Annotated in this window: 24 protein-coding genes; 12 read left to right on the top strand and 12 right to left on the bottom strand. The window is 44.3% G+C overall.

What is annotated here, in order from left to right:
* Positions 1-173 precede the first annotated feature (173 nt).
* The 3 genes from proX to proV are packed head-to-tail and all read right to left on the bottom strand — an operon-like array spanning position 174 to position 3459.
* Positions 174-1181 carry a glycine betaine/L-proline ABC transporter substrate-binding protein ProX gene (proX, locus tag OW495_RS00320; RefSeq protein WP_065103796.1) on the bottom strand — a complete coding sequence of 336 codons (1008 nt, stop codon included), beginning with the start codon at positions 1179-1181 and terminating at the stop codon, positions 174-176.
* Entirely contained in the window at positions 1174-2268 is a 1095-nt protein-coding gene (gene proW / locus OW495_RS00315; RefSeq protein ID WP_102514221.1) for a glycine betaine/L-proline ABC transporter permease ProW, read from the bottom strand. The genes proX and proW overlap by 8 nt, the downstream gene beginning before the upstream one ends.
* 3 nt (positions 2269-2271) lie before the next feature.
* Positions 2272-3459, bottom strand: coding sequence for a glycine betaine/L-proline ABC transporter ATP-binding protein ProV (gene proV, locus OW495_RS00310; RefSeq protein WP_065112212.1), 1188 nt, complete (start codon positions 3457-3459; stop codon positions 2272-2274).
* A 782-nt stretch (positions 3460-4241) separates the two neighbouring features.
* Here proV and OW495_RS00305 point away from each other — a divergent pair.
* A complete protein-coding gene (locus tag OW495_RS00305) occupies positions 4242-4979 on the top strand; it encodes an HAD-IIB family hydrolase (protein ID WP_102300188.1) in 738 nt (245 codons plus the stop codon).
* A 53-nt stretch (positions 4980-5032) separates the two neighbouring features.
* On the opposite strand, the gene OW495_RS00300 is transcribed toward OW495_RS00305, so the two are convergent.
* The gene (locus tag OW495_RS00300; RefSeq protein ID WP_017105704.1) at positions 5033-5245 is read right to left on the bottom strand and encodes a TIGR02450 family Trp-rich protein; all 213 of its coding nucleotides are present in this window, start codon (positions 5243-5245) and stop codon (positions 5033-5035) included.
* A 172-nt stretch (positions 5246-5417) separates the two neighbouring features.
* On the opposite strand from OW495_RS00300, the gene OW495_RS00295 reads away from it, so the two are divergent.
* Both OW495_RS00295 and OW495_RS00290 read left to right on the top strand, forming a co-directional pair.
* Entirely contained in the window at positions 5418-5693 is a 276-nt protein-coding gene (locus OW495_RS00295) for a nitrogenase-stabilizing/protective protein NifW (RefSeq protein WP_065112208.1), read from the top strand.
* A gap of 151 nt (positions 5694-5844) precedes the next feature.
* Complete coding sequence (locus OW495_RS00290) at positions 5845-6969, top strand: M14-type cytosolic carboxypeptidase (RefSeq protein ID WP_029225770.1); 1125 nt, start codon at positions 5845-5847, stop codon at positions 6967-6969.
* Positions 6970-7125: 156 nt separating this feature from the next.
* Here the strand turns inward: OW495_RS00290 and OW495_RS00285 are convergent, their stop codons facing one another.
* Entirely contained in the window at positions 7126-7482 is a 357-nt protein-coding gene (locus tag OW495_RS00285) for a hypothetical protein (RefSeq protein ID WP_017109877.1), read from the bottom strand.
* 218 nt (positions 7483-7700) lie between these two features.
* Complete coding sequence (locus tag OW495_RS00280; RefSeq protein WP_017105700.1) at positions 7701-8327, bottom strand: LysE family translocator; 627 nt, start codon at positions 8325-8327, stop codon at positions 7701-7703.
* Positions 8328-8575: 248 nt separating this feature from the next.
* Here OW495_RS00280 and OW495_RS00275 point away from each other — a divergent pair, with 248 nt between their 5' ends.
* From OW495_RS00275 to OW495_RS00265, 3 genes are all read left to right on the top strand, one after another.
* Complete coding sequence (locus OW495_RS00275) at positions 8576-9814, top strand: DEAD/DEAH box helicase (RefSeq protein ID WP_289884364.1); 1239 nt, start codon at positions 8576-8578, stop codon at positions 9812-9814.
* A gap of 251 nt (positions 9815-10065) precedes the next feature.
* On the top strand, positions 10066-10287 hold the full coding sequence (locus OW495_RS00270; protein ID WP_065103807.1) for a hypothetical protein: 222 nt from the start codon (positions 10066-10068) through the stop codon (positions 10285-10287).
* A gap of 140 nt (positions 10288-10427) precedes the next feature.
* Positions 10428-10730 carry a thiamine-binding protein gene (locus OW495_RS00265; RefSeq protein WP_032501079.1) on the top strand — a complete coding sequence of 101 codons (303 nt, stop codon included), beginning with the start codon at positions 10428-10430 and terminating at the stop codon, positions 10728-10730.
* Between the two features lie 74 nt (positions 10731-10804).
* Here the strand turns inward: OW495_RS00265 and OW495_RS00260 are convergent, their stop codons facing one another.
* A complete protein-coding gene (locus OW495_RS00260) occupies positions 10805-10972 on the bottom strand; it encodes a hypothetical protein (protein ID WP_229633946.1) in 168 nt (55 codons plus the stop codon).
* 109 nt (positions 10973-11081) lie between these two features.
* Positions 11082-11342, bottom strand: a complete 261-nt coding sequence (locus OW495_RS00255; protein WP_017109882.1) for a DUF1289 domain-containing protein — start codon at positions 11340-11342, stop codon at positions 11082-11084.
* A 190-nt stretch (positions 11343-11532) separates the two neighbouring features.
* Between OW495_RS00255 and OW495_RS00250 the strand changes: the two genes are divergently transcribed.
* From OW495_RS00250 to OW495_RS00230, 5 genes are all read left to right on the top strand, one after another.
* Positions 11533-11979, top strand: a complete 447-nt coding sequence (locus tag OW495_RS00250) for an META domain-containing protein (protein ID WP_004734625.1) — start codon at positions 11533-11535, stop codon at positions 11977-11979.
* Between the two features lie 358 nt (positions 11980-12337).
* Positions 12338-13504: an ABC transporter substrate-binding protein gene (locus OW495_RS00245; RefSeq protein ID WP_102485150.1), complete on the top strand. Its 1167-nt coding sequence runs from the start codon at positions 12338-12340 to the stop codon at positions 13502-13504.
* Positions 13505-13509: 5 nt separating this feature from the next.
* On the top strand, positions 13510-15210 hold the full coding sequence (locus OW495_RS00240; RefSeq protein ID WP_289884363.1) for a thiamine ABC transporter permease: 1701 nt from the start codon (positions 13510-13512) through the stop codon (positions 15208-15210).
* Entirely contained in the window at positions 15176-15826 is a 651-nt protein-coding gene (locus tag OW495_RS00235) for an ATP-binding cassette domain-containing protein (RefSeq protein WP_289884362.1), read from the top strand. Before OW495_RS00240 ends, OW495_RS00235 begins: the two co-directional genes overlap by 35 nt.
* The gene (locus OW495_RS00230; protein WP_289884361.1) at positions 15816-16433 is read left to right on the top strand and encodes a CDP-alcohol phosphatidyltransferase family protein; all 618 of its coding nucleotides are present in this window, start codon (positions 15816-15818) and stop codon (positions 16431-16433) included. Before OW495_RS00235 ends, OW495_RS00230 begins: the two co-directional genes overlap by 11 nt.
* Positions 16434-16513: 80 nt before the next feature.
* Here the strand turns inward: OW495_RS00230 and OW495_RS00225 are convergent, their stop codons facing one another.
* The 4 genes from OW495_RS00225 to OW495_RS00210 all read right to left on the bottom strand — a co-directional run bounded on the left by OW495_RS00225 (position 16514) and on the right by OW495_RS00210 (position 21609).
* The gene (locus OW495_RS00225) at positions 16514-17467 is read right to left on the bottom strand and encodes a class I SAM-dependent methyltransferase (protein WP_102514215.1); all 954 of its coding nucleotides are present in this window, start codon (positions 17465-17467) and stop codon (positions 16514-16516) included.
* 8 nt (positions 17468-17475) lie between these two features.
* Positions 17476-18174 (bottom strand): TIGR01621 family pseudouridine synthase, encoded by a 699-nt coding sequence (locus OW495_RS00220; RefSeq protein WP_102514247.1) that lies wholly within the window; start codon positions 18172-18174, stop codon positions 17476-17478.
* Positions 18175-18353: 179 nt separating this feature from the next.
* Positions 18354-19970: a methyl-accepting chemotaxis protein gene (locus OW495_RS00215; RefSeq protein WP_102514214.1), complete on the bottom strand. Its 1617-nt coding sequence runs from the start codon at positions 19968-19970 to the stop codon at positions 18354-18356.
* Positions 19971-20175: 205 nt separating this feature from the next.
* The gene (locus OW495_RS00210) at positions 20176-21609 is read right to left on the bottom strand and encodes a sodium-dependent transporter (protein WP_076671411.1); all 1434 of its coding nucleotides are present in this window, start codon (positions 21607-21609) and stop codon (positions 20176-20178) included.
* A gap of 367 nt (positions 21610-21976) precedes the next feature.
* On the opposite strand from OW495_RS00210, the gene cls reads away from it, so the two are divergent.
* A complete protein-coding gene (gene cls, locus OW495_RS00205; RefSeq protein WP_076671410.1) occupies positions 21977-23431 on the top strand; it encodes a cardiolipin synthase in 1455 nt (484 codons plus the stop codon).
* Positions 23432-23608 lie beyond the last annotated feature (177 nt).

Genomic DNA, 23608 nt, shown 5'->3' with positions numbered 1-23608 from the left:
AAACAGATAACAAAAAGCCAGCAATCCAAATTGGACTGCTGGCTTTTTTAATGTTCACTCTTGTCGCCTTATCACTTTATTTGAAAGCAATTTAGTAGATCTACACAATCACTAAACACGCTCATAGTATCCAATTAAAGTGTTAGGCTAGCTAGACCAAGTGTGAGTGACCGTTATAGTGAAGCTTGCTTTGCTTCAGCAATCCAAGCATCAAACGTATTTTGGTTCGCTTTAATCCAACCGTTAACGTGTGCTTCGATATCTGCAGAGCTGTTTTTACCTTTGCTCATCATCATGTTCTGAGCACTTACATCATTGATGTTAAGTTTGATGATTTCGAAAAGTTTAGCCGCTGAAGGGTTGTTCTTAGCAAACTCTTTGTTCGCAATAATGCGCATTGAGTTCATTTCGAAGCCGTAGTTTTTACCGTTAGATAACGTCGTATCCACGTTCGCACGCTCACCAGGTAGTGAAGAGAATGGAACTTCTAGCCATACTACATCTTCGTTAGGCACCAATACGCCACTCACCCAGTATGGTGTCCACGTGTAGTAAAGAATTGATTCACCCTTTTGGTAACGTGAAATTGTGTCAGCAATAATCGCCGCATAGTTACCTTGATTATGAGTTACCGTATCGTCCAGTTTGAATGCCGATAGTTGGTGTTCGATAACCATTTCACAGCCCCAACCTGGGTTACAGCCTGTTAGGTCTGCTTTGCCATCACCGTCTGCGTCAAACAGCTTCGCAATTTTTGGATCGGTTAACTGACCAATATTAGTGATGTTGTACTTTTCTGCCGTTTTCTTATCAATTAGGTAACCTTGAGCGGCACCACTAACATACTGACCTTCGCGGTAGAATTTGTCATCGCCACCTGCCATTTTGTATTTATCAGCGTGTAGTGGGAACCAACCTACGGTTAGGAACGTTGCATCACCTTTTGCAATTGAGGTGTAAGCTACGTTGTAGTCCACTTCTTGTGTTGATTTCACGTCGTAGCCAAGCTCTTCTAGAGCACGGTTAACAATCAGTGTTTGGAACGTTTCTTCAGCAACTGAAGATTGAACAGGCTGAACTGATACACCTTCACCTGGCAAGCTTGCTGCCCACACGTTCGTTGATACAGCCAGTGTCGAAACGATGCTAACGGCTAGTTTGCTCTTCCATGAATTATTCATTGGTGTTTTTCCTTAGTTGTAGTTCTGATTGTTTACCGCGATTTAAAGCTTTTAGCACAAGGGAAACAGGCCCCATGTGATACCAGCGTAATTTTGTATTACCTGCATTTACCCCAAGAACTTGGGTAATGCGGTCAAGTAGGATTGCCAAAATAACAATGCCTAGACCACCAACAGCGGCCAGCCCCATATCTAAACGGCCGATACCTCTCAGTACCATTTGACCTAAACCGCCTACCGCGATCATTGATGCGATAACCACCATAGATAGCGACAACATTAGTGTTTGGTTTACGCCTGCCATAATGGTTGGCAATGCTAATGGCAGTTGAATTCGATATAGCATCTGCTTTTTGCTTGCGCCGAATGAGTGACCCGCTTCGATCAGATCTTCCGGTACTTGCTGAATACCCAAGATGGTTAAACGTACCACTGGTGGCAATGCGAATATGATGGTTACCACGACGCCCGGAACGTTACCGATACCAAACAACATTACGATGGGTACGAGATAAACGAAGGCTGGCGTCGTTTGCATGGCATCGAGAATTGGGCGCACGAATTTAGCCGCAGTATTGCTGCGGGCGAGCCATATCCCCATGGGTAAACCAATCAACAGGCAGAAGAAGACCGACGTCATAACCAGTGACAGTGTGGTCATCGCTTCAGACCAAGCGCCAATCAAGCCAATGAACGTCAACGATACTGCAGTAGCCATACCAAGCTTCAGATTTGAAAACTGCCATGCGACGAGAAACAAGATGATCAACATGAACGGAGCTGGTGTAGACACCAATGCCGTTTCAAATGAACTCAAAATGAAATCGATAGGCACACGTATTGCCTGAAATAACGGGCGTCCGTGCTCAACTAGCCAATTCAATCCAGACTCAACCCAAGTATCAACAGGCAGAACGGCTTCTGCAAAAGGATTAAGTGGATCAAAAGGAATGGTTTCTACAGTTTCGCTGCTTAGCCAATCTGCAGATGGTGAAGTATCAGCGGCTTGACCCCAAGGATCACTTGCAGGTTGAGCTGCAGGTGCCGATTGCGACCATGGGTCATTATTTGTTTGTTCCGACGACATGATCTATCCCTTATCCAATGTTTGTAGCAGTCGTGATTTCGTCACAACGCCGAAGTAATTACCTTTATCGTCCACAACAGGAACGGAATAAGGCACGCCACCCACAAGGCCAAGTACATCATTGATTGGTAAATCTGGATTGAGAGTTAAGCCATCATCTAGCTGTGCGCTAACTAATGATTTGTTCTCTTTATGGGCTTTACGAAGGGATTCGATAGACACAATGCCTGAGTAGTGACTGCTCTTCTCAACAACGATGCCGTATTCGCGGTCATTATCCATCAAGATTTGTAGGGCGGACGCTGGGCCGTCATGCTCTGACTTCTTAAATACCGCAGCAGGCTTCTTACGTGCAATGTCTTTCACAGTAAGAACACTTGCTACATTCACGCCACGGAAAAAGGCTTCAACGTAGTCGTTCGCTGGGTTATTTAAGATCTCGTCAGGAGTACCCACTTGAACCACTTCGCCATTTTGCATAATCGCAATTCGATCACCGATACGCATCGCTTCATCCAAATCATGCGAGATGAAAACAATCGTTCGTTTATCGTCATTTTGAAGTCGAATTAGCTCGTCTTGCATTTCAGTACGAATCAAAGGATCGAGCGCAGAAAATGCTTCGTCCATTAACAGAATATCAGGGTCGCAAGCTAGAGCACGAGCCAAACCTACACGCTGCTTCATACCACCAGACAACTCATCAGGGTAAGATTCCGAATACGCGCCAAGACCTACTCGCTCTAACGCTTCAAATGCTGACTGCTTTCGCTTATCGACTTCAACACCCGCTAGCTCAAGACCAAACGCAGCGTTTTCAATTACTGTCATGTGAGGCATCAATGCGAAGTTTTGGAAAACCATAGAGATGTTGTTGCGGCGGACTTCGCGGAGTTCATCTTCTGAGATGTGGGCAATGTCTTTGCCTCGAAGAAGCACATTACCTTTGGTAGGTTCAATCAAGCGGTTAAGAAGGCGTACTAGGGTTGATTTGCCAGATCCTGACAGTCCCATTATTACGAAAATCTCGCCTTCTTGAATGCTAAGAGAAACATCGTTAACGCCGATCGTTAAACCTGTTTCTTCGAAAACTTTATCTTTGTTCGCGCCTTCATTAATCATTGTAAAAGCACGGTCGGTGTCTTCACCAAACACCTTGTACAGTCCCTTAACTTCCAGTATGGGATCCATGTAATCTAATCCTTTCTTAGTTATTTAAACTAACAGTTATTTAAACTTAAAAACGGTTATTTAAGCTTTAAAATGGTTATTTAAACCCGAAAAACGATTAGCACTCTAAGCAATTCGACCCTGTAAATCAAGGGGGCGCGTTCTGTAAACATGGAATAAAACCACTAAACCACCAACCAAAACAAAGGTTAAATTTCAAGCGAAATTACAGCAAAATACTGATAATAAAAGACTTTAAATCGACAACATCATCTACAATATTATGTATTACTTACTGATAGATTATTGAATATTTATTTCACATCAGAACAATTAATAAGCTAAATAGACCACGAATACGTACAAATAGTTCGTGCACAAATAATTCGAATACAAACTATTTGACGCCGATTTTGGTGTCATTTACAAACTGGTGATTGGCTCTGTTACGAAGGTCAAATACCCCCTGAGCCTTTGTCTGTATAACACGAGGGTTCTGCATGAAATCAACGAGGAAAGAGAGGCATTCAAAATTACAAATAAAAACGAATAGAGGGGATGAAAAATCACCAAAAAAAGTAGAAACAACCGATAAAATAGAACCCAATTAGGCACGGTTAAAATTGATAGAATTGTCTTTAATATCCAGAACATAACGCCGACTGTGACGCTTGCTGCAAACTATTGAATGTCGATTACCTAAGCCAAAAGACAACTTGTACAGTAATCATTGCTGAGCCATTATTTATAGAAGAAATGGAGATACTTTCCGCGATGATTAAAGAAAAGGACAAGGCACTCGAATGATAAAAATGTTGGTGTGTGACTTTGATGGGACGCTTGATGGAGGTTCATCTCATGGGGTTAATCAATTATTTGACTACTTAACTGAGCAATCTGATATCCGATTTATCATTGCGACGGGAAGAACTCTACCCTCTATTAGGGTGGGTTTGGCGTCGGATAACTACCCGAAACCACACAGTATTATCAGCGATGTGGGCACCAGAATTCACCACGACCACTCCCAAAAGCCCGATCATATTTGGCATAACCAATTAGAAGCGTCGTGGAACAAATCAAAGGTAGAGTCAGCACTTGCGCCACTCGATTTCATGGGAGAACGCTTAGAGAACCATCAAGGCGACTACAAGATTACCTTTGAAGGAAAGTTGTCTAAGCCTCAACACGAGCTGATCGAATCGAGCTTGAAGTCACACGGATTGGATGTACACCTCACCTACTCTCACGATTGGTATTTGGACATCACACCGAAGGGCGTCAACAAGGCGACTGCTATTCATCACCTGCTCAAACAACATGATTTGAGCGTTGATGAAGTGTGCGTAGCGGGTGATTCTGCTAACGACACCTCTATGCTGACCATAGAGGGCGTAAACTCGATCTTGGTGGCTAATCATTACCCTGAGGTCGCTCACCTATCGGATAGAGACAACGTGTATACCAGCAGAGCAACACACGCTGAGGGTGTGTTAGAGGGGCTCAAGTACTGGCAATTACGCACGGTATCGGGCAGTTAAAACTGGCGGATCTGGGCTTTCTTGTCCTTAATTCAGGTGCTAACTTCACATCTTTATTTCCAACCAGGAAGCCAATGATCTTTGTCTGTCAAATCCCGCCAATTGATGGCTTCCTCTCGTTTAGTCATCACCGCTTCTATTAAGCAACGAATCACCTCCCCTTCTTCGAATTCAACCTCAGTAATCATGAAGTGTTTCTCCTTCTTTACTGGGCTAACCGCTGTCCATTTACTACGAAGTAACTTCTTTGGGTTGATCCGATTCATGATCTTTCCTGCACAGTTTATTTATTTTTAATCTATAGGCCTCAAAAAGTTAAAAGGATCACTTCAAGTTGAAAAAGCCCACGACTAAAATCTGGATAAGTCATAACTAAAGTCAATAAAACAATTCTTTGACTCGGTACAATAGCTGCGGCCATTTCAGAAACGACTCCCCATGAACCAAACAGAATTCCAACAAAAAATAGCGAGTTTCACTTCGATTGAACAAGCGCTTGATTACTTTGAAATTGGATTTGATAGCAAGTTCATCGACCAAAATAGAATAGAGCTTGTAAAGCGCTTCAATGGTTATCTGATCCTGTCAAAGCCGGATGATTGGTTTTCTGGAAGAAGAGCGCTGAAAAATGCCTATTGTAAGGTGCAACGCAGTAAGCTGGATCGCTACACACGATCAGCCTGTCGTGGTTGTACTACTTGCCAGCGTCGATAGCTCAAAGTTAACAGTTAAACAGCTGACGATTTAAAAGTAGGCAGCTAAAAACAGATAGCTGAAATAACATCTCATTACGATTTAGTTAGTGGTTTGCTCGAAAAAAAGTGTGCTAATCTTACGGCAACTCAACTACGAGATAAAAACTACAATGAAAATTTTCAGCAACTTCGAAAGCGGCAACATTCACGTCGTTTCAGCAGATTCACCACAAAACATTCAACTGACGATCCCAGCAGACAACCAGACTGAAATCTCTCAGTGGTTCCACTTCCGTTTAGAGAGTGAAGCTCAACAAGCTCATCACTTTGAAATCGGTCAATTGGCAACTTCTGCTTATCCTGAAGGTTGGAAAGATTACGATGTGGTTGCATCTTATGACCGTGAAGAATGGTTCCGTATCCCATCCCAGTTCGATGGCGACACACTAAGTTTCGACATCATTCCTGAACACGATTCAATGTACTTCGCGTACTTCGCGCCGTACTCATACGATCGTCATCAAGATCTTCTGCACAGCGCTCAAACGCACCCTGCTTGTAAGCTAGAAACTCTGGGTCACACATTAGACAACAATGACATCACTTTGCTAACTATCGGTGAGCCAAGTGAAGAGAAGAAAAATATCTGGGTTATTGGTCGCCAACACCCTGGCGAGACCATGGCTGAATGGCTAATCGAAGGCTTGCTTCAACGTCTACTCGATGAGACAGACACAGTAGGCCGCTCACTGCTAGACAGCGTTGTATTCCGTGTTGTGCCTAACATGAACCCAGATGGCAGCATCCGTGGCCACCTGCGCACCAACGGTATTGGCGTTAACCTAAACCGTGAATGGCAATCACCTTCTATGGAACGCAGCCCTGAAGTTTTCCTTGTACGTGAACGCATGCTAGAAACTGGCGTTGACCTTTGTCTAGACATTCACGGCGACGAAGCAATCCCGTATAACTTTGTCGCGGGCAGCGAAGGCACACCTTCATACAACGAGCGCATTGCAAAACTAGAGAATCACTTCAAGCAAGCGCTTCTGACTATCACGCCAGAGTTCCAAGATGAATTTGGTTACGATAAAGATGAGCCGGGCAAAGCGAATATGACGGTCGGCACAAACTGGATCGGCGAGCAGTTCAAATGTTTGGCTTACACCGTAGAGATGCCATTTAAAGATCACATCAGCCACGCTGACGAACTGTACGGTTGGTCTCCAGAGCGTAGCGTTGCATTTGGTCACGACATGCTAGCAGCGGTTTGGGCAACAGTAGACGAGCTATAAAACGAACCATAAGACGAACTAAGCTCCTTAGTTTGTCCGTATAGTTAGTTTGCTTACACATATAGCAAAGCCCAGCTCTTGTGAAAGTGCTGGGCTTTTTAATATCGGATCTAAATGAGTGACTTGGGTTTTAAGGCATCTAACTTTAAATGCGTTCTATGCCACTCTGAGGCTAGCAAAAAACACCGGGTACCTTTGCCTAATGTGTCTTTGTTCTGACACCATATCTTTGAAGCTTGGTCCTTGTAGCAACTGAACAATCACTTCATCGCCTTCTTGTCGCAGCACTGCACCACTAATATCAATGGTGTTGTTATCGTGCAATCTTAAGCTTCCTGCCATTGAGAAACCTCGATAAACAGGAATGATGTTACGCATCATCAAGCGCACACCCTTTTCAGACACTTCACTGACATGAAAAAGCTCATCCTTAATTCGCATCACTGGACGTGCCTTTTTTGGGTACTTCAAGCGGTAATATTTGCGTTTCTGGGTGAATGACTCTTCACTCATCTGTGACTCCCTGTCTCTGTTTACTCGGTCAAACAATAGTCGTTAGCTTCAATTGGTTTTCGAACGAACATATTCACCAAATTGATAGCTGATTATTATATCGACTTTACGACCTAATGCTTTAGAGATTTATACAGAGGAACAAGAATTACTGAGTATTCAGTAAAAAGTGAGATGTGAGTCGGATATGTTAGGAGCTCGATTGTTAGCGATGAACCCTAAAGCTGAAACAGCGCCAATTGAATACTGAAGCCAACAAACAACAACCCGCACACAATGTTCATCCATTGAGAAGTGCGCTTTTGAGTTAATAACCTCTTAAACGTATCAGCCATCAGAATGACAACCAAAAACCATGTAGCAACCACTGTCGCCTGTATCGCGCCCAACATTAAGCTGTCGGATACAATGTTGTTCGTAGAAACAAACTGAGGGAATATTGAGAGGTAAAACAGAACAATTTTAGGGTTGAGTAAATTGGTCAATAACCCTTTCACAAACTGATGATAAAGCTTACTTCCCGATGCACTCACCACAGCAAGCACGCCATCTTGAGCGCGCAGTGCCGCTCGAAAGTGATTATAACCGAGCCAGACTAAATACAAGACGCCCAGCCACTTAAGACCTTCAAACGCCATTGGGGTCTGAGATAATAGTAAGCTCATGCCATTTGCAGAAACAAACGCATGAAAAAAGAACCCGCATGACACACCCAACACGTTAATAAACGCAAACAGCTTTCTTTGGGTTAAAGCCGTGCTCAATACCAACAGAGCATTTGGGCCCGGAATAATGGCAATAAAAAACACGATGACAATAAACAGCCAGATACTTTCCCAACTCATTTCGCTCTCATTTCCTTATCGCTTCCTAATCATTCTTGATCGTTTTAGGGCGGGTATTGTACGTCCATTCAACACCATTACAATATGCCAAACGTTTATTAGCTTATGCTTGTCTAGTTCACTTGTATGGATAACGCTTAAATTTAACGTGTATAATTCGTCCGTTTATCCTGTAACGCTGCAAAACTCATTCTCTAACATTTATAGCCCTGTTAGACTCCATCTCCCTTTTGATACTTGGTTCATTTATGTCATTTAATAGCCTAACCCTAAACGCTCAAACTCTTGCTGCGATCCCCATCCACCTCCAGACTCCTACAGAGGTGCAGCAATCGGCTATTCCCCATATTGTTTCGGGCAAAGACGTTCTCGCCTTAGCCCAAACAGGCAGCGGGAAAACATTGGCGTTTGGCTTACCTGTGTTAAATAACATCAATGTTGCGATACGTGAACTGCAAGCGGTCATCATTGTTCCAACCCGTGAGCTTGCCTCTCAAGTAGCCAAAGCTCTAGAACCCATCGCAACCGCACTTGATATCAAAACGGTGACACTGACTGGTGGAATTGATATCGATAGTCAGCAACAGCAATTGTTAGAGAAGCCACAACTCGTGATCGCAACTCCTGGCCGCCTACTTGCCGTTATTCAAGAGAACAAGCTAGCGCTAACCCAATGCAAGTCCTTAGTTCTTGATGAGGCAGACCGTTTACTCGACATGGGGTTTTGGCCAGATATTCAAACCATTATTTCTGCTCTTCCGAAAAAACATCAAACACTGCTGTTTTCGGCTACGCTGCCAAAAGAGCTGGTCAGTCAGGCTGAGGCGCTACTTACTAATCCAGTAAAGGTCACGACGCACCAAGAGAACAGTGTCGTTTCAGCCATTGAAGAAACACTCTACCTAGTGAACAAGGGAAGCAAACCTCAAGCACTGATCGCGTTATTGAACCAACATCAGTGGCCACAAGTACTGGTTTTCATCAGTGCCAAAGACAATGCTGACGCGCTCACCAAGCGACTGAATAAAGCAAAAATTAGCGTAAGTGCTTTACACGGCAACAAAAGCCAAGAAGAAAGAACGCAAGCATTAGAAAATTTCAAAAATAGTGAAACACGAGTGTTGATCGCAACTGATGTGATGGCTCGAGGCATACATATAGACCAACTGCCCGTCGTGATTAACTTTGACTTGCCATCTCACTCTGCGACTTACGTGCACCGTGTCGGGCGCACGGCAAGAGCAGGAAGCACTGGATTCGCAATTTCCCTTGTGAGCCACGGTGAAACTGAGTATTTAGACGCCATCCGTACTCTCACCAACAAAGCACTTCCGTTGCAGTCATTAGACGGTTTTCCGGTAACAGATAAACCCGCCTCTCAAGCAACAGCGAGAAAACGTCCACCAAAGGACAAAATGGCCAATCGCAGAACGGCAAAAAAGAAGAGTGTTAAGCAATTTAAGAGCAAGCCAAATTCTTCGAGATAACCAGTTCTTCAAAATAACCATAGAAAATCGATTAGCCCAGTATTAACTGGGCTTTTTTATTCAAAGAAAAACTGCCAGCTAAACCTGAAAAAGACCGCTTAATCACACCAAGTTAAATGACACTTTTATGAATTATGATGCCAACGTATTGATTCTTGGTTGCTCAAAAAAAATACTTTCTGATCACGTTGACGCCCTTATATCTGGCAACTAGATTTTTCTATTAGTGTCTAAAACAGGAGGTCATTGAAATGAAACGTGCTAGCTCTACATATCGATTGCAACTGATTAAGGAAGTGGCAACTCGCCGAGATCGTCAGTGTTCCAATGACCCGATGGCAAACTACATACAAAACCTAATAGATAACAAAGACGAGAGTGACTGTTCTGTTGAACGCAACCACAGATTCAGTGGCAGTCATTTCGATGAGCACATAGGCGGTTGGGTTAGCGACCACTGGGGTAGTAAGTAGGCTATAAGCTCATAAGCGAATAAGCGAATAAGCCAGCATAACCGCTGTAGAATTTATCTCCGCATTAACCTATTATCTGCAACAATTTCCCTTCATTGAGTAAGCAGAAAGTGTCTGAGTTAAAAAGAGAAAAAGAAGTGATGGTTGCCTTCCAAGTGATCCCTCGCGTTAAAGAAGGCAACAATTTCGAAGTGGTTGATAAAGCGATTGAAGTAGTGAAAGCAGCCGATGTTCCTTTTCAAATTGGTGCGATGGAAACCACAATGAAAGGTGAGCTTAACCAATTACTCGAAATCGTTAAAAAGGCTGAGCAAGCTTGTTACGATGCAGGGGCTGTCGAAGTCATCACCAACATTAAGATTCATAGTAAGACCACCGAGGCCGATGATACATTTTGCACATACCATCGTGGTGTAACGAAAGCGAATCACATGTTTGTTTAAGAAGACGTTCATTTAAGAACTTGTTGGCTTACGAAAATGTGACTATTGAGAAAGACTCTGATGAACCAGTGATGTTATTGAAAAGGCATGTCCGAAAGGTGAGAAAGGATTTCCATTCGCTCTTCTTCTGACATCGAGTGCCAATCACGCGGGCTCTCTTCAGGGTCATATTTCGCCCCGATAGGTTTTTTATCCAGTGCTTTGACTGGTTTTTTTTTGATTTTCACGTCCTTTTTATTCATACCGACACCACTCCTTCTGGTACAAAGGTACCTACCTTAATATTACACCCCAACCATTATGTAAAGTAATAGTTACTTCGGAGTTAAATAAAAACTCAATAGTTATTGTTTAGCCGAAAAGATCTCTTTGGGGACTTGTGTTTCCCTCTTCCTCTTCAGGCTTACCAACCAAGTTGTTTTGCTTCATTATTTTTCTTCTATAGCGCTGACGGCATAATTTTATGACATGCAACTGCTCCGCAGATGTCATCGACATCCAATTAAAGCGCTCTTCTCTTTTGCGCATACAGCCATGGCAATAGCCTTTTTCATCGCTTGAGCAAACCCCAACACAAGGGCTTGGAACTTGGAAAAACTCTAACTGCTCCACCCTGTCTCCTTACACATCGAAATTAAGCTTACTAATTCAAAAATAAGCGATTAATTTGTCGCCAGACCGATTAAATCCATACTAAACTATGACCTTATACTGACACATATAGTGTTTTGTAAACTATACTTTGAACCCATCAAGTTACACATATTCAGTAACTTCGTTCTTTCCTTTGGAGCCTTATAATATGAAGTTTAGTTCAAAAAAATTACTAGCAGTAGCCGCTTTACCTATGATGCTAGCAGCATGCACAACAACAGGTGACAACGCGATGCAAGTAACACCAACCGATCTACAGCACCATAATTGGGAACTTGCGCAAATTGATGGCAAGGACATTGTGAAAAGCGAAGACCAAGCAGCTCCTCGTCTAGAGATCGGCGAAAAGATGACTGCAAACGGCATGGCTGGTTGTAACAACTTCTTCGGTCAAGGCGAGCTGAAAGACGGTCAATTCCGTATCAAGCAAATGGGCATGACAATGAAAATGTGTCACGGTTCAGCAATGGAAATCGAACAATCGGTTTCAGCTACTCTAAGCGAGTGGAGCGACGTAACCCTAACAAACGATACGCTAGTACTGAAAAACGATGTACACACACTAACGTACACAATTCGTGACTGGGTAAACTAATCCGTCATCGAAAAAGATATTGATTGAAGGAGCCTTAATGGCTCCTTTTTTATTGCTTGCTCGACAGCCCAATGCATTCAAAACACCACTTATCGCCCGCTTTTCGTACCAACCTCCAATAAATATCAAAAAAACCTCATTTAGGTGCAATTAATTCACCACTTTAACGGTCTGTTGCTAGGATGGCAGAGGCTCCTAGTAATTGATTGAATTTACTATTGAATTAGAAATTATTTCAGAAACAGATAGAATAACTATTATGCCGTGTTGATCTTTCGTTAGCCACGAAAGGTCAACACGGCCAAGGGAGTTCGACAATACAATGCTCTTGCCCGTTCACTACCAAATGGAAAAGTTTATGAACAAGATAGTAAGTACGTTAGGAATCATGGCAACCGTTGCATACAGCGCAACCATTTATGCTGATGAAGCAACATCCACCGACAGTTGGAACCAAATAGAACAGCAGGCAGAGGGAGAAACTGTCTACTTTCACGCTTGGGGCGGAAGCCAAGAGATCAATCGTTACCTACAATGGGCAGGCAAGAAGTTACAGAGTGACTACGGTGTTACCTTAAAGCATGTCAAAGTAACCGATATTGCAGAAACCACCACTCGCTTACTTGCAGAAAAAGCGGCAGGCAAGAACAGTGAAGGCAGTGTCGATATCGTTTGGATCAATGGTGAAAACTTCCGTTCGATGAAAGACAACGCGCTGTTGTTTGGACCATTCACAGAATCACTTCCAAACTGGCAGTACGTTGATAAATCTTTACCGATTGATGTCGACTTCTCTGAACCGACAGAAGGCCTAGAAGCACCATGGGGCGTTGGACAACTTGTGTTCATCCATGACCAAGAAACGCTGCACAATCCGCCACAATCGTTCTCAGAGATGTTGAGCTACGCTCAAGCTTTCCCTAACCGCTTAAGCTACCCTCGCCCACCTGAATTTCACGGCACCAGCTTCATCAAGTCTCTACTGATTGAGCTAACAGACAACAACCCTGCACTTGCTAAGCCTGTGTCTGAAGACAACTTCCAAGAAGTTACAGCACCACTGTGGGCTTACTTAGATAAATTTCATAAAGTGGCATGGCGTGGTGGCAAACAATTCCCAGCAGGCACATCTGAAAGTATCCAACTTCTGGATGATGGTCAGCTCGATTTAGCCATTACCTTTAATCCAAACTCTGTGTATTCAGCACAAGCGAGTGGCCGTTTAGCGGAAACCACCAAAGCTTATGCATTAGAAAGCGGAGCTCTGTCTAACATCCACTTCCTTGCGATTCCTTGGAATGCTAATGCAAGTGCTGGCGCTCAAGTCACCATCAACTTCTTGTTGAGCCCGGAAGCACAATCACGCAAAGGCGACCTTAATGTTTGGGGCGATCCTTCAGTGTTGAGCAGCAAGTACTTAACCGGTAGCGCTAAAAACACCCAACAATTTAAATCAATTGATGAACCGCACCCTAGCTGGCAAAACGCGCTCGAGAAAGAGTGGCTTAAGCGATACGGTAACTAAACTTCATGCTACGCGCTCTATATTTGGTTGTTATAGCTGTGTGCATTATCCCTACGATTCCTGGGGTAGCGGGAGTAGTGGCCTCGTCACTGAGTTTCATCCCGCCCCTAGGTTTAGAGGAGCCCTCACTCAACGGTTTTAACCAAGTCTTCCAATGGGTAGGGGCTTGGCACTCGATTGGCTTAAGCCTAGGTTCAGCGATCGCCAGCAGCTACATTGCCTGCTTCCTGACTTTTTGTATTCTTCAAGCATCTTGGGGAAACAAGTTTTGGAGAAAGATTGAGTTAACGCTATCGCCAATGCTTGCTATTCCGCATGTTGCTTTCGCCATTGGCTTTGCTTTTCTATTTAGCCCAACGGGGCTTGGCGCAAGGGCCGTGCACCACATACTCGGCGAATCGGCTACCAGTTCTGAATTAGCTTTGTTGGTCAAAGACCCTTACGCGTTCGGTCTCATCATCATGTTGGCGCTCAAAGAAGTCCCGTTCTTGTTGCTGATGAGCATATCGATACTTCAACAAATCGATGTCGAACGCATCACTAAGGTCAGTGCCTCTCTGGGTTATAGCCGTGCTCAGATCTGGTGGAAGTGTATTTTCCCACAATGGTTTACCAAGCTTCGCTTCCCTATGTTGGCCGTGCTTGCTTACAGCGTGTCGGTTGTCGATATTGCTTTGATCATTGGCCCAACTAACCCGCCGACCTTTGCCGTTTTGGTATGGCAATGGTTTAACGACCCAGACCTTAACTTATTGCCACGAGCAGCCGCTGGCGCCATCGTTTTATTTGGTTTGGCTTCGTTGATCATCGCCTTAGCGCGTTTAATCGAATGGGCAATTCTGAAGTACTTTAGAACTTGGCAGTACTCAGGCAGAACAGGTACTAACCTTCCAGGAAAAACGATCTTCGCAGTGCTTGCTGCATTGTCACTGCTGATCATTCCACTAATGGGGACTTGGAGCGTCGCCCAACGTTGGCGTTTCCCTGATTTACTTCCAAGTCGCTACAGCATGCGTTTTTGGGAATTTGAGTGGGATGGCATCATGAGCACCGTCGGGCAAAGCTTATGGATTGGTCTGATTGCGGCTTCAGTCGCTTTGTTGCTTGCGCTGGTTGCTCACGAATACCGAATCAAATACAAGTGGCAAGTTCCGGGCTTCATTATCGCTATCCCAATGTTGATACCTCAACTCTCGGTGTTGTTCGGCATGCAAGTGACCACGCTTTATATCGGCAGCAGCGCCTATGAGTTCTGGGTAATTTGGGCACATGTGTTCTTCGCATTTCCGTTTGTCTATCTATCTCTAGACGGCCCTTGGAAAAGCTTCAATGATGGCCTAATAAAAGCTTCACTCAGCTTAGGAAAGTCGCCATTTCAAAGTTGGTACTCCATTAAGCTGCCAATATTGCTGCCTGCTATCGTCTTCGCTTGGGCGGTCGGGATCAGTGTGAGTTTGGCTCAGTACCTGCCGACATTGATGCTCGGTGCAGGTCGCATTAGCACGATCACCACAGAAGCCGTTGCCCTAACCAGTGGTTTCGACCGCAGGGTAACCGCAATTTATGCTATCTGGCAGGCCCTATTGCCTCTGTTCTTTTTCTCTTTAGCGATATTAGTCAGCCGACTTCAACTCAGATATCGCCGTCTTACTTTTAAAGGTTCTCTAACGAATGAGTCTGCATCTCAACGACCTCGCCATCCGTAAAACCGATGGAGATTCGCTGTTCTCAGCGCTAAACGTAACATTAGAATCTGGCCAAATACTGGCTTTGATGGGGCCGAGTGGCTGCGGAAAGTCGACCTTACTGGATGCGATTGCTGGTCACTTAAGTGAAGAGTTTTCGTATTCTGGCACCGTTATTTTGAACGACATTCAGCTGGATCACCTACCTTCACATCAGCGTGAAGTCGGTATTCTTTTTCAAGATGACTTACTGTTCCCTCACCTCAAGGTATGGGAGAACTTGGCGTTCTCTCTGCCTAATTCAGTTAAGGGTTCTGCTCGCCAACAGCAAGCGATGGCCGCATTAAAAGACATTGAACTGACCCACTTGGCAGAGTCTTTCCCTGATCAGATATCCGGTGGCCAACGAGCAAGAATAAGCTTAACTCGTATGCTGTTAGCGAAGCCTAAACTGGCTTTACTTGACGAGCCTTTCAGTAAGTTAGACCAAGAGCTCAGAGCCCAATTTCGCGATTGGGTGTTTGAACAATTGACGAAAGCGAATATCCCTACGTTAATGGTCACGCACGACGAAGCTGATGTGTCTCAAGGGGCGCAAGTGCTGTCTTGGCCATGGAGAAGTCATCATGCTGGATAAGTACTCAATCAAGGTCATTAAGTGGCCATTAAACCAATCAGCTAAGTTACTGAGTCAATTCGGTATCACCGCTAATCAAACCACCTTGTTTGGCTTTCTGGTCGGGTGTTTAGCATTTCCAGCGTTGGCATTTCAACAATATGAATGGGCGCTAGGCTTCATTGTATTCAACCGAGTATGTGATGGGCTTGATGGAGCCTTGGCTCGAATCCAAGGCATTAGTGATGCGGGTGGTTTCCTAGACATCAGCCTAGATTTCCTATTCTACTCGCTGATCCCTTTTGGATTTGTGATTGCCAACCCAGAACACAACGCCATTGCCGGTGCGTTTTTGATCTTCTCTTTTATCGGCACGGGCAGCAGCTTTTTGGCGTTTGCCGTGATGGCAGGCAAACGAGGCATCGAAAACCCAGTCTATAAACATAAGTCTCTGTACTACATGTCTGGGTTAACCGAAGGTACAGAAACTATCGCTTGTTTCATTGCTTTCTGTATTTGGCCTCAACACTTTGCCGTTATCGCTTATACCTTTGGCGCTGCATGTTGGCTGACTACGTTTATGCGTATTTATTTTGGGTTCCAGACACTCAAGAATCAAACCAGCTAGTCAAAGTTTCTGTATTCCGCATAAACAAAAACGCCGCTCAATGATGAGCGGCGTTTTTTCTAACTGATGTATAGGATCAATTAAGCATCAGCAGAAGCGCTAATCTTAAACCTCAGCACTTTTAGGCTTGAATCAAGATCGACATCGACAAACTCAGGTGGGTTTTCCAGACGCTCAATGAACTCAACGCTAGGCGCTTCTTCTGCCATCGTCTCAATCAGGAAGTTTGGTGATACCGCTGGTGAGTTTACACACGCAATCACTTCACCACCTTCTGTTAGAAGCTCAGGCAAACGACGTAAGATCTTTTTGTAATCTTTAGTGAGTGCGAAGCTGCCTTTTTGGAATGACGGCGGATCGATGATAACCAACTCGTATGGGCCGCCTTTCTTGATTTTTCCCCACGACTTAAAGATATCGTAGCCAAGGAAGTTAACCGATCGCATGTCGTGCTCATTCAGACGGTGGTTATCACGACCTTTGTTTAGCGAGCCGCGAGACATGTCCACGTTCATGCATTGGCGAGCCCCACCAGCGATAGCCGCGACGGAGAAACCACAAGTGTATGCGAACAGGTTAAGAACATTCTTATCCTTGGCATTATCTTGTACCCACTGACGACCATTGCGCATGTCTAGGAACAAACCAAAGTTCTGATTACGGCCAATGTCGAGTTGATATTTAAGACCGTGCTCAACCACAACGGGTGAGTCATTGAGTTCGCCCCATAAAACCTCTGAAGGCGCGCCATCGGCATAACGGTGTTGCAGAACAATACTAGTGCCCTGTTTTGCTTGCCAGATGTCTTTATTAGTCAGATCAACCAATCCAGCTTTAAGCGATGATAATAATTCGTCATCCACCTCTTTGAATACGTTAACCAATAACTGCCCATCAACCCAATCACATGTCAGTTGATCTAGGCCCGGCCAAAACTTACCACGACCGTGAAAAATACGGCGTAGTTCATTCGGCACTTCATTAAGTTGCTGTTCAATATGACTAAAAAACAGAGGTAAAGCTGATGCTTCCATTATTTCACTCACTTAGTGTTTAGCTTTGGCCAAATTAATGACCAAGGTTCAAGCCAACTGTCTAAACCAGAAGACACGGTCTCTTGATGCCACTTCTCACCTAAGGAGACTAGGCTCCTTGGGTCGCAGACATATTCGTAGGCTTGTGATTGATAGGTAAATCGAATCGCGAAGGCATGCAGATATCCTCTGTCAGCCTCACTCGATGGATTGTAAATAGGGTCACCAACAATGGCCGAGCCGATCGACTTCATCGCAACACGGATCTGGTGTGTGCGCCCCGTATAGGGTTTACATAAAAGTAGACGCTCGCCGGGTTCAGCGGTTGCAGATAAAAACTGGGTAATCGCTGGATTTTCTTTACTTGTCAGAAGCTTCCAACTTGAGCGTCGTGAACGCTCCATATCACCAGAAATTAACCCCTGCTTTTTCTTTGGCTTCTTCGAACCAATCGCAAGGTAGTATTTCTCGACTTCACGCTTTGCGAACAGCTGTGAAAGCTCACTCGCTGCCGAGGCACTCTTTGCTAACAGCAGAATACCTGAGGTCATTTTATCGAGGCGGTGAACGAGATATAACTTCGGCTCATTAAGCGCATTAGCGACTTCTTGCAGCAGCATGGTGTCACCATCGTCTTTGTGGACGCTGACTCCAGGGTGCTTATTAATGAGTAAAAAATCTGAATGGTTCAGAAGAATATCGAACATGTAAAGGCTAGCTCCATTGTAGAGCGTGGAGTATACCGTGTCTGAACCCAGATTCCAGCTACGAAAAAGCCCAACGAACTCAATAAACATTGAATCATTGGGCTTCTTTTTAATTGTCCGCTTTCGGTAATCGATTTTTAGTCCCTATCGAACACGAACTAAGCACTAAGCACTAAGCACTAAGCAAGCTTGAACTTACCGACTAATGCTTCTAGCTCAGCAACCTTAGCATTCAAACCTGAAGTGTTTTCAGAACTGCGAGTCGCCAGTTGCAAGGATTGCTCTGAGATATCACTGATCGCGGTAATATCCGCAGCAATTTCTTTGGTCACAGCCGTCTGTTCTTCTGCCGCAGTAGCGATAGAGTTGACCATGCTTTGTACATTGCCAGCACCGCTAACAATTGCTTCTAGAGCCGATACTGCCCCTGTACTTTGCTCTACACCAATTTCAACTAAACGACAGTTGTCTTGAGTGTAAGTCACTGCTTCTTGAGTACCAGACTGAATCGATTGGATGATGCCAGACACTTCTTGCGTTGCTTTGGTGGTTCTTTCCGCCAACGCTCTTACTTCGTCAGCTACCACGGCAAAACCTCGGCCAAACTCACCAGCACGTGCCGCTTCAATCGCCGCATTCAAAGCCAACAGGTTGGTTTGCTCAGCAATGTCTTCAATCACTTTAATCACGCTACCAATTTGTTCACCATGTGAACCTAGCGTGTTCATCTGTACCGACATGTCACTCATTTGAGCAGAAACTTGTTGAATGCTTGCTACCATCTCTACAATCACATTACGGCCATCTTCTGCTGAAGACTCAGAACGTCGAGCTTCTTCATAAGTAGAGGTGCCCTGCTGTGCCACTTCAGAGATGGTTAAGCTTAACTCTTCCGCTGCTGTTGCAATCAGATTCGCTTTATCCGCTTGTGCCGACGCACCAGAAACGATGTCATGACTAATCGACGACAGTTCTCCGGTAACCGATTGAACTTGGTTGGTCACAGAAGAGATCGAACCCAGTAGATCTACCAATGATTTCTGCATCTGGTTGATCGACTGAGCTAAATCAGCCAGTTCATCGCCAGAATCATCCACGATATCTCCAGCCGTTAGGTCACCATTTGCCACACGTCGCGCTACTTGTTCAACGCGAGTTAAACGGTTGGTGATAGAGCTAGACAATACATACGCAATCACACTACCAAATACAATCGCAATGCCAGCCAACACCATAATGGTACGTTCAATCGTGGTAAACGACTCAGTTAATACAAGCAGTGATTGCTCTGTATCAGCACGCTCACTTGCTGATGCTTGATCCAGTAAGTTTTCAACTGGGATTAGGTTGCTCTCATATAAAGAACGAAGCTGCTGGATATTCGATAACAGCGCAGATTCATCGTTGATCTTAGGTACAAGCTTCGATTCAAACTCTTGAGTGAAGCGTCCCATTAGCTCTTCGATTCGCTGAATACGACGATGGTCTTCTGAGCCTCGACTCTCTAATCGTTTTGCTTCTGCGATGGCTTGAGCAAACTCGTTCTTATTCGAGCGGTAATCATTGAGTGCATTGTCGACCTGAATAATCGCACCTAATGCATCTCGGTAGACGTCTCCTGCTTCATCTATCAGAACAAGGTAAGTAACCGTACCCGGCACATCGTCCATTCTAATTTCATCAGCGCTCTTGTGAGCCCCAATCACTTCTATCCACACAATACCGACTAACGTGACAAGCACCGCCAATATAGAGCCAAAACCGGCATACAGTTTCTTTCTCACTGACAATTTCACACAACACCTACCTAAAAAATACAGGCTCAATTGGCCTAACCGATAAGTATATCGGCTATCACACGGATAACTTTAGTGAATGTAAGCCTTTTATTTTTCGATGATAATTAAGTTAATAACATAAAAAAACGGGAGCCAATGGCTCCCGTTTCTTAACTTACTTTAACTCGCGATTGTAGCTTCTTAGAATTATGGTTTCTTAGAACTATAGCTTCTTAGAGATGATCGCAGAGCCAGCAATGATACCAATACCTAGTAGCATGATTGCACCTTTACCGCTGTCGAAGCCAGAAGAGATACCCATGAACGCTACGATAGCGATAGCTACTGGGATGATGTACTTAACTAGTGTGTACCATAGACCGAATAGTGGGAAAGATACTTCACCGTCGTTAGTGATTTCTTTCTCTAGGTCAGCACGGTTTAGTCTCCAACCAGCGAAGATACATACCAACATACCGCCAACTGCTAGGAAGATCTTATCAGTTAGTAAGTCGAAGATATCGAACGCACCAGTACCGAACAATGTTGGACCGAATCCACCAAGTGATAGAGAAGCGAAGATACATAGAATCGCCATTACTACACTTGCAGACAATACTGCAGTCACACGCTTCATGCCTTTCTCATCGATTAGGTAAGAAACCACAACTTCAAGTAGAGATACTGAAGAAGTCAGTGCCGCAACACTTAGACCAACGAAGAACATAAGAGCAAATAGAAGACCAACTACGCCGCCCATTTCAGCGAATAGCTGAGGAACAACAACGAATACTAGACCAGGACCAGCTGCTGGTTCCATACCGAATGCGAACATTGCAGGGAACATTGCAACACCAGCTAGGATAGCTACGCCTGTATCCATCGCAGTAACCATTGCTGTAGTTTGAACTAGGTTCTCTTTCTTCTTAAGGTAAGAACCGTATGTCAGCATACAACCCATACCAAGACTTAGTGAGAAGAATGCTTGACCTAGTGCAGCTAGGATTACACCGCTGTCTACTTTAGAGAAGTCAGGGCTGAATAAGAATTCAAGACCAGCCATCGCGCCCGGAAGCATGATGCCTTTGATTGATACCACGATAAGGATGATGAAAAGAAGTGGCATCAGAATCTTACCCGCTTTCTCAATACCACCAGAAATACCCTTCATAACGATGACAACGTTAAGTAGTAGGTATAGGCCCATCCACATAAGTGGTTGAACTGGGTTCGAGATAAAGCCACCGAAGCTGTCGCCGATTGCTTCAGGTGCGTCTAGTAGACCACCAGCAATCTTACCGATGTATGCGATTGACCAGCCACCTACTACAGGGTAGAAACCCATGATGAGTAGACCACTCACTACGCCGATAACACCAGCGAACGTCCAACGACGGTCAGTCGATTTAAATGCACCTACTGCTGATTTTTGCGTATGACGGCCAATCGCAAATTCAGTCAGCATGACACTGAAACCAATGAAGATTACAAAAAACAGGTAAATTGCAACGAATGCACCGCCGCCACTCTCGCCTGCTGTGTATGGGAATTTCCAGATGTTACCTAAGCCAACAGCAGAACCTGCTGCAGCCATTACGAATCCTAATTTCGAACCCCAGGTATCGCGGGGTGTTGTGGTTGCATTACTAGTAGCCACGTGTACTCCAAACTTTTGTGTTATGTGATGTTGTGTTTTGCTTTGGGTGGCGTCTTTAAAAGATAAGATGTACAAATATTTTTACACATCTAAAAGATTTGATTGACGCTCGTTATATAGCAAGTAAACCAGTTTAAGAATAAAATTGGAAGTCCGAACCGTACATATTTCGTTACCAATGTAAATTTTTATGGTTAAATGCCGACTTTTCGTACAAAACAATCGTTTTCTTCTTAAGTTAACTAAAACTTAACAACTTTCACCTATTTACCGTTTTTACTCTATTTTGTAAATAGTTGATTCCGCAAATTCCCATATTGGCAAAATAGCATTACTATCTAAGTGTCTCTTTTTTCGAGTAATCAATGTGGAAAAGCTCTACCATTTTTTAACTTTGGCTTCTGTTGCTTTGTACTGGATCCTCGTAGCCGGTGTGACTTTCCGTGTCGTACTAAAACGACGCTCTGTGAGTGTTTCTCTCGCGTGGCTGATGGTTATCTACATTATCCCGATTGTCGGCGTGGCTTGTTACTTCCTTTTCGGTGAGCTAAACCTAGGTAAGAAGCGGGCTGAGCGCGCGCACCGCATGTTTACTCCCTTCGGTGATTGGTTCCGACAACTAAATGATTGTCAGCTCCACCTTCCAGGTAAAGTTGGCTCCCCTATCCACAAGATCGATGAGCTTTGTAACAACCGAATGGGCATTCCTGCGCTCAGTGGAAACACACTTTCTCTGCAATCTTCACCCAATGAGATCCTACACGCAATTATCGAAGATATAGAAAACGCCCAGACCAGCATCAAAATGGTTTTCTATATTTGGCACCCCGGCGGCCTAACCGACTCCGTCGCTTCAGCACTCATTCGAGCAGCGAAACGCGGCGTTGATGTTAAAGTTTTGCTCGATTCTGCAGGTAGCCCTCGCTTCTTCAAAAGCCATTGGCATTCAATGATGAAAGACGCTGGCGTTCACGTTGTGCAAGCATTAGAAGTTAGCCCTTGGCGTATTTTTTTACGACGTCTCGATTTGAGGCAACATCGTAAAATCATTGTCATCGATGAAACCATTGCCTACACAGGCTCAATGAATATGGTTGACCCTGCTCATTTCAAACAGAGCTCAGGTGTTGGTCAATGGATCGACGTCATGGTGCGCGTGACTGGGCCAACAGTTAATGTTTTATCTGCGATTCATGGTTGGGATTGGGAAGTTGAAACGGGCGTACGCATTCTTCCAGATCTACCGGAGTGTGCTGTCGAAGAAATAAAGACTCATCACCCAGTACAAGTGGTTCCGTCTGGTCCAGGTATGCCGGAATATTTGATCCTCCAAGTTTTAACCATTGCGATTAATCAGGCGAATCACTCAGTTCGTATCACTACGCCCTACTTCGTACCCAGTGCCGACTTATTAGAGACACTAAAAATGACAGCGCAGCGTGGTGTGAACGTTGAACTGATCATTCCACACAACAATGACTCTTTGATGGTCAAATGGGCTTCTCGCGCGTTTTATACCGAACTGCTTGAAGCTGGCGTCAAGATCTATGAGTTTTACGGTGGCCTTCTTCATACCAAGTCAGTAGTCATCGATGAAGAGTTCTGCTTGATCGGAACGGTCAATATCGACATGCGCAGCTTGTGGCTGAACTTTGAAGTGACGCTTGCCGTTGATGATGTGCACTTCACTCAGCAACTATCTGAATTACAGCAATCCTATATTGATTCTTCTCATCCCGTCGAATTGGAAGAATGGGAAAAAAGGAATCTGAGAAACCGTTTCTTTGAAAGGCTTTTCTACTTATTTAATCCGCTCCTCTAATGTAAACAAAGTCGTGAATACATCGAAACATCAAGATCTATCACGACTTTTATATCCATCGCTTTTTAGCCTTTCATAGAAAAACCAACTGAAAAGTTAAAAAGCGAAAGAAAACCGTAAAAACTCCGCCTCTCCTCTTGCTTTGATGCGTCTTCGCGTGTTTTAAATAGAACATAA

Origin of the sequence: Vibrio sp. 14N.309.X.WAT.E.F5 (assembly GCF_030397615.1) — a bacterium.
Taxonomy (GTDB): Bacteria; Pseudomonadota; Gammaproteobacteria; order Enterobacterales; family Vibrionaceae; genus Vibrio; species Vibrio lentus.
The sequence above is the reverse complement of the archived record's forward strand: the minus strand, read 5'-3'. Positions and strand labels throughout refer to the sequence as shown.

Excerpts from the sequence above, each read along its gene's own strand:
- proX (WP_065103796.1), bottom strand. The coding sequence starts at position 1,181 with ATGAATAATTCATGGAAGAGCAAACTAGCCGTTAGCATCGTTTCGACA.
- proW (WP_102514221.1), bottom strand. The coding sequence starts at position 2,268 with ATGTCGTCGGAACAAACAAATAATGACCCATGGTCGCAATCGGCACCT.
- proV (WP_065112212.1), bottom strand. The coding sequence starts at position 3,459 with ATGGATCCCATACTGGAAGTTAAGGGACTGTACAAGGTGTTTGGTGAA.
- OW495_RS00305 (WP_102300188.1), top strand. The coding sequence starts at position 4,242 with ATGATAAAAATGTTGGTGTGTGACTTTGATGGGACGCTTGATGGAGGT.
- OW495_RS00300 (WP_017105704.1), bottom strand. The coding sequence starts at position 5,245 with ATGAATCGGATCAACCCAAAGAAGTTACTTCGTAGTAAATGGACAGCG.
- OW495_RS00295 (WP_065112208.1), top strand. The coding sequence starts at position 5,418 with ATGAACCAAACAGAATTCCAACAAAAAATAGCGAGTTTCACTTCGATT.
- OW495_RS00290 (WP_029225770.1), top strand. The coding sequence starts at position 5,845 with ATGAAAATTTTCAGCAACTTCGAAAGCGGCAACATTCACGTCGTTTCA.
- OW495_RS00285 (WP_017109877.1), bottom strand. The coding sequence starts at position 7,482 with ATGAGTGAAGAGTCATTCACCCAGAAACGCAAATATTACCGCTTGAAG.
- OW495_RS00280 (WP_017105700.1), bottom strand. The coding sequence starts at position 8,327 with ATGAGTTGGGAAAGTATCTGGCTGTTTATTGTCATCGTGTTTTTTATT.
- OW495_RS00275 (WP_289884364.1), top strand. The coding sequence starts at position 8,576 with ATGTCATTTAATAGCCTAACCCTAAACGCTCAAACTCTTGCTGCGATC.
- OW495_RS00270 (WP_065103807.1), top strand. The coding sequence starts at position 10,066 with ATGAAACGTGCTAGCTCTACATATCGATTGCAACTGATTAAGGAAGTG.
- OW495_RS00265 (WP_032501079.1), top strand. The coding sequence starts at position 10,428 with ATGGTTGCCTTCCAAGTGATCCCTCGCGTTAAAGAAGGCAACAATTTC.
- OW495_RS00260 (WP_229633946.1), bottom strand. The coding sequence starts at position 10,972 with ATGAATAAAAAGGACGTGAAAATCAAAAAAAAACCAGTCAAAGCACTG.
- OW495_RS00250 (WP_004734625.1), top strand. The coding sequence starts at position 11,533 with ATGAAGTTTAGTTCAAAAAAATTACTAGCAGTAGCCGCTTTACCTATG.
- OW495_RS00245 (WP_102485150.1), top strand. The coding sequence starts at position 12,338 with ATGAACAAGATAGTAAGTACGTTAGGAATCATGGCAACCGTTGCATAC.
- OW495_RS00240 (WP_289884363.1), top strand. The coding sequence starts at position 13,510 with ATGCTACGCGCTCTATATTTGGTTGTTATAGCTGTGTGCATTATCCCT.
- OW495_RS00235 (WP_289884362.1), top strand. The coding sequence starts at position 15,176 with ATGAGTCTGCATCTCAACGACCTCGCCATCCGTAAAACCGATGGAGAT.
- OW495_RS00230 (WP_289884361.1), top strand. The coding sequence starts at position 15,816 with ATGCTGGATAAGTACTCAATCAAGGTCATTAAGTGGCCATTAAACCAA.
- OW495_RS00225 (WP_102514215.1), bottom strand. The coding sequence starts at position 17,467 with ATGGAAGCATCAGCTTTACCTCTGTTTTTTAGTCATATTGAACAGCAA.
- OW495_RS00220 (WP_102514247.1), bottom strand. The coding sequence starts at position 18,174 with ATGTTCGATATTCTTCTGAACCATTCAGATTTTTTACTCATTAATAAG.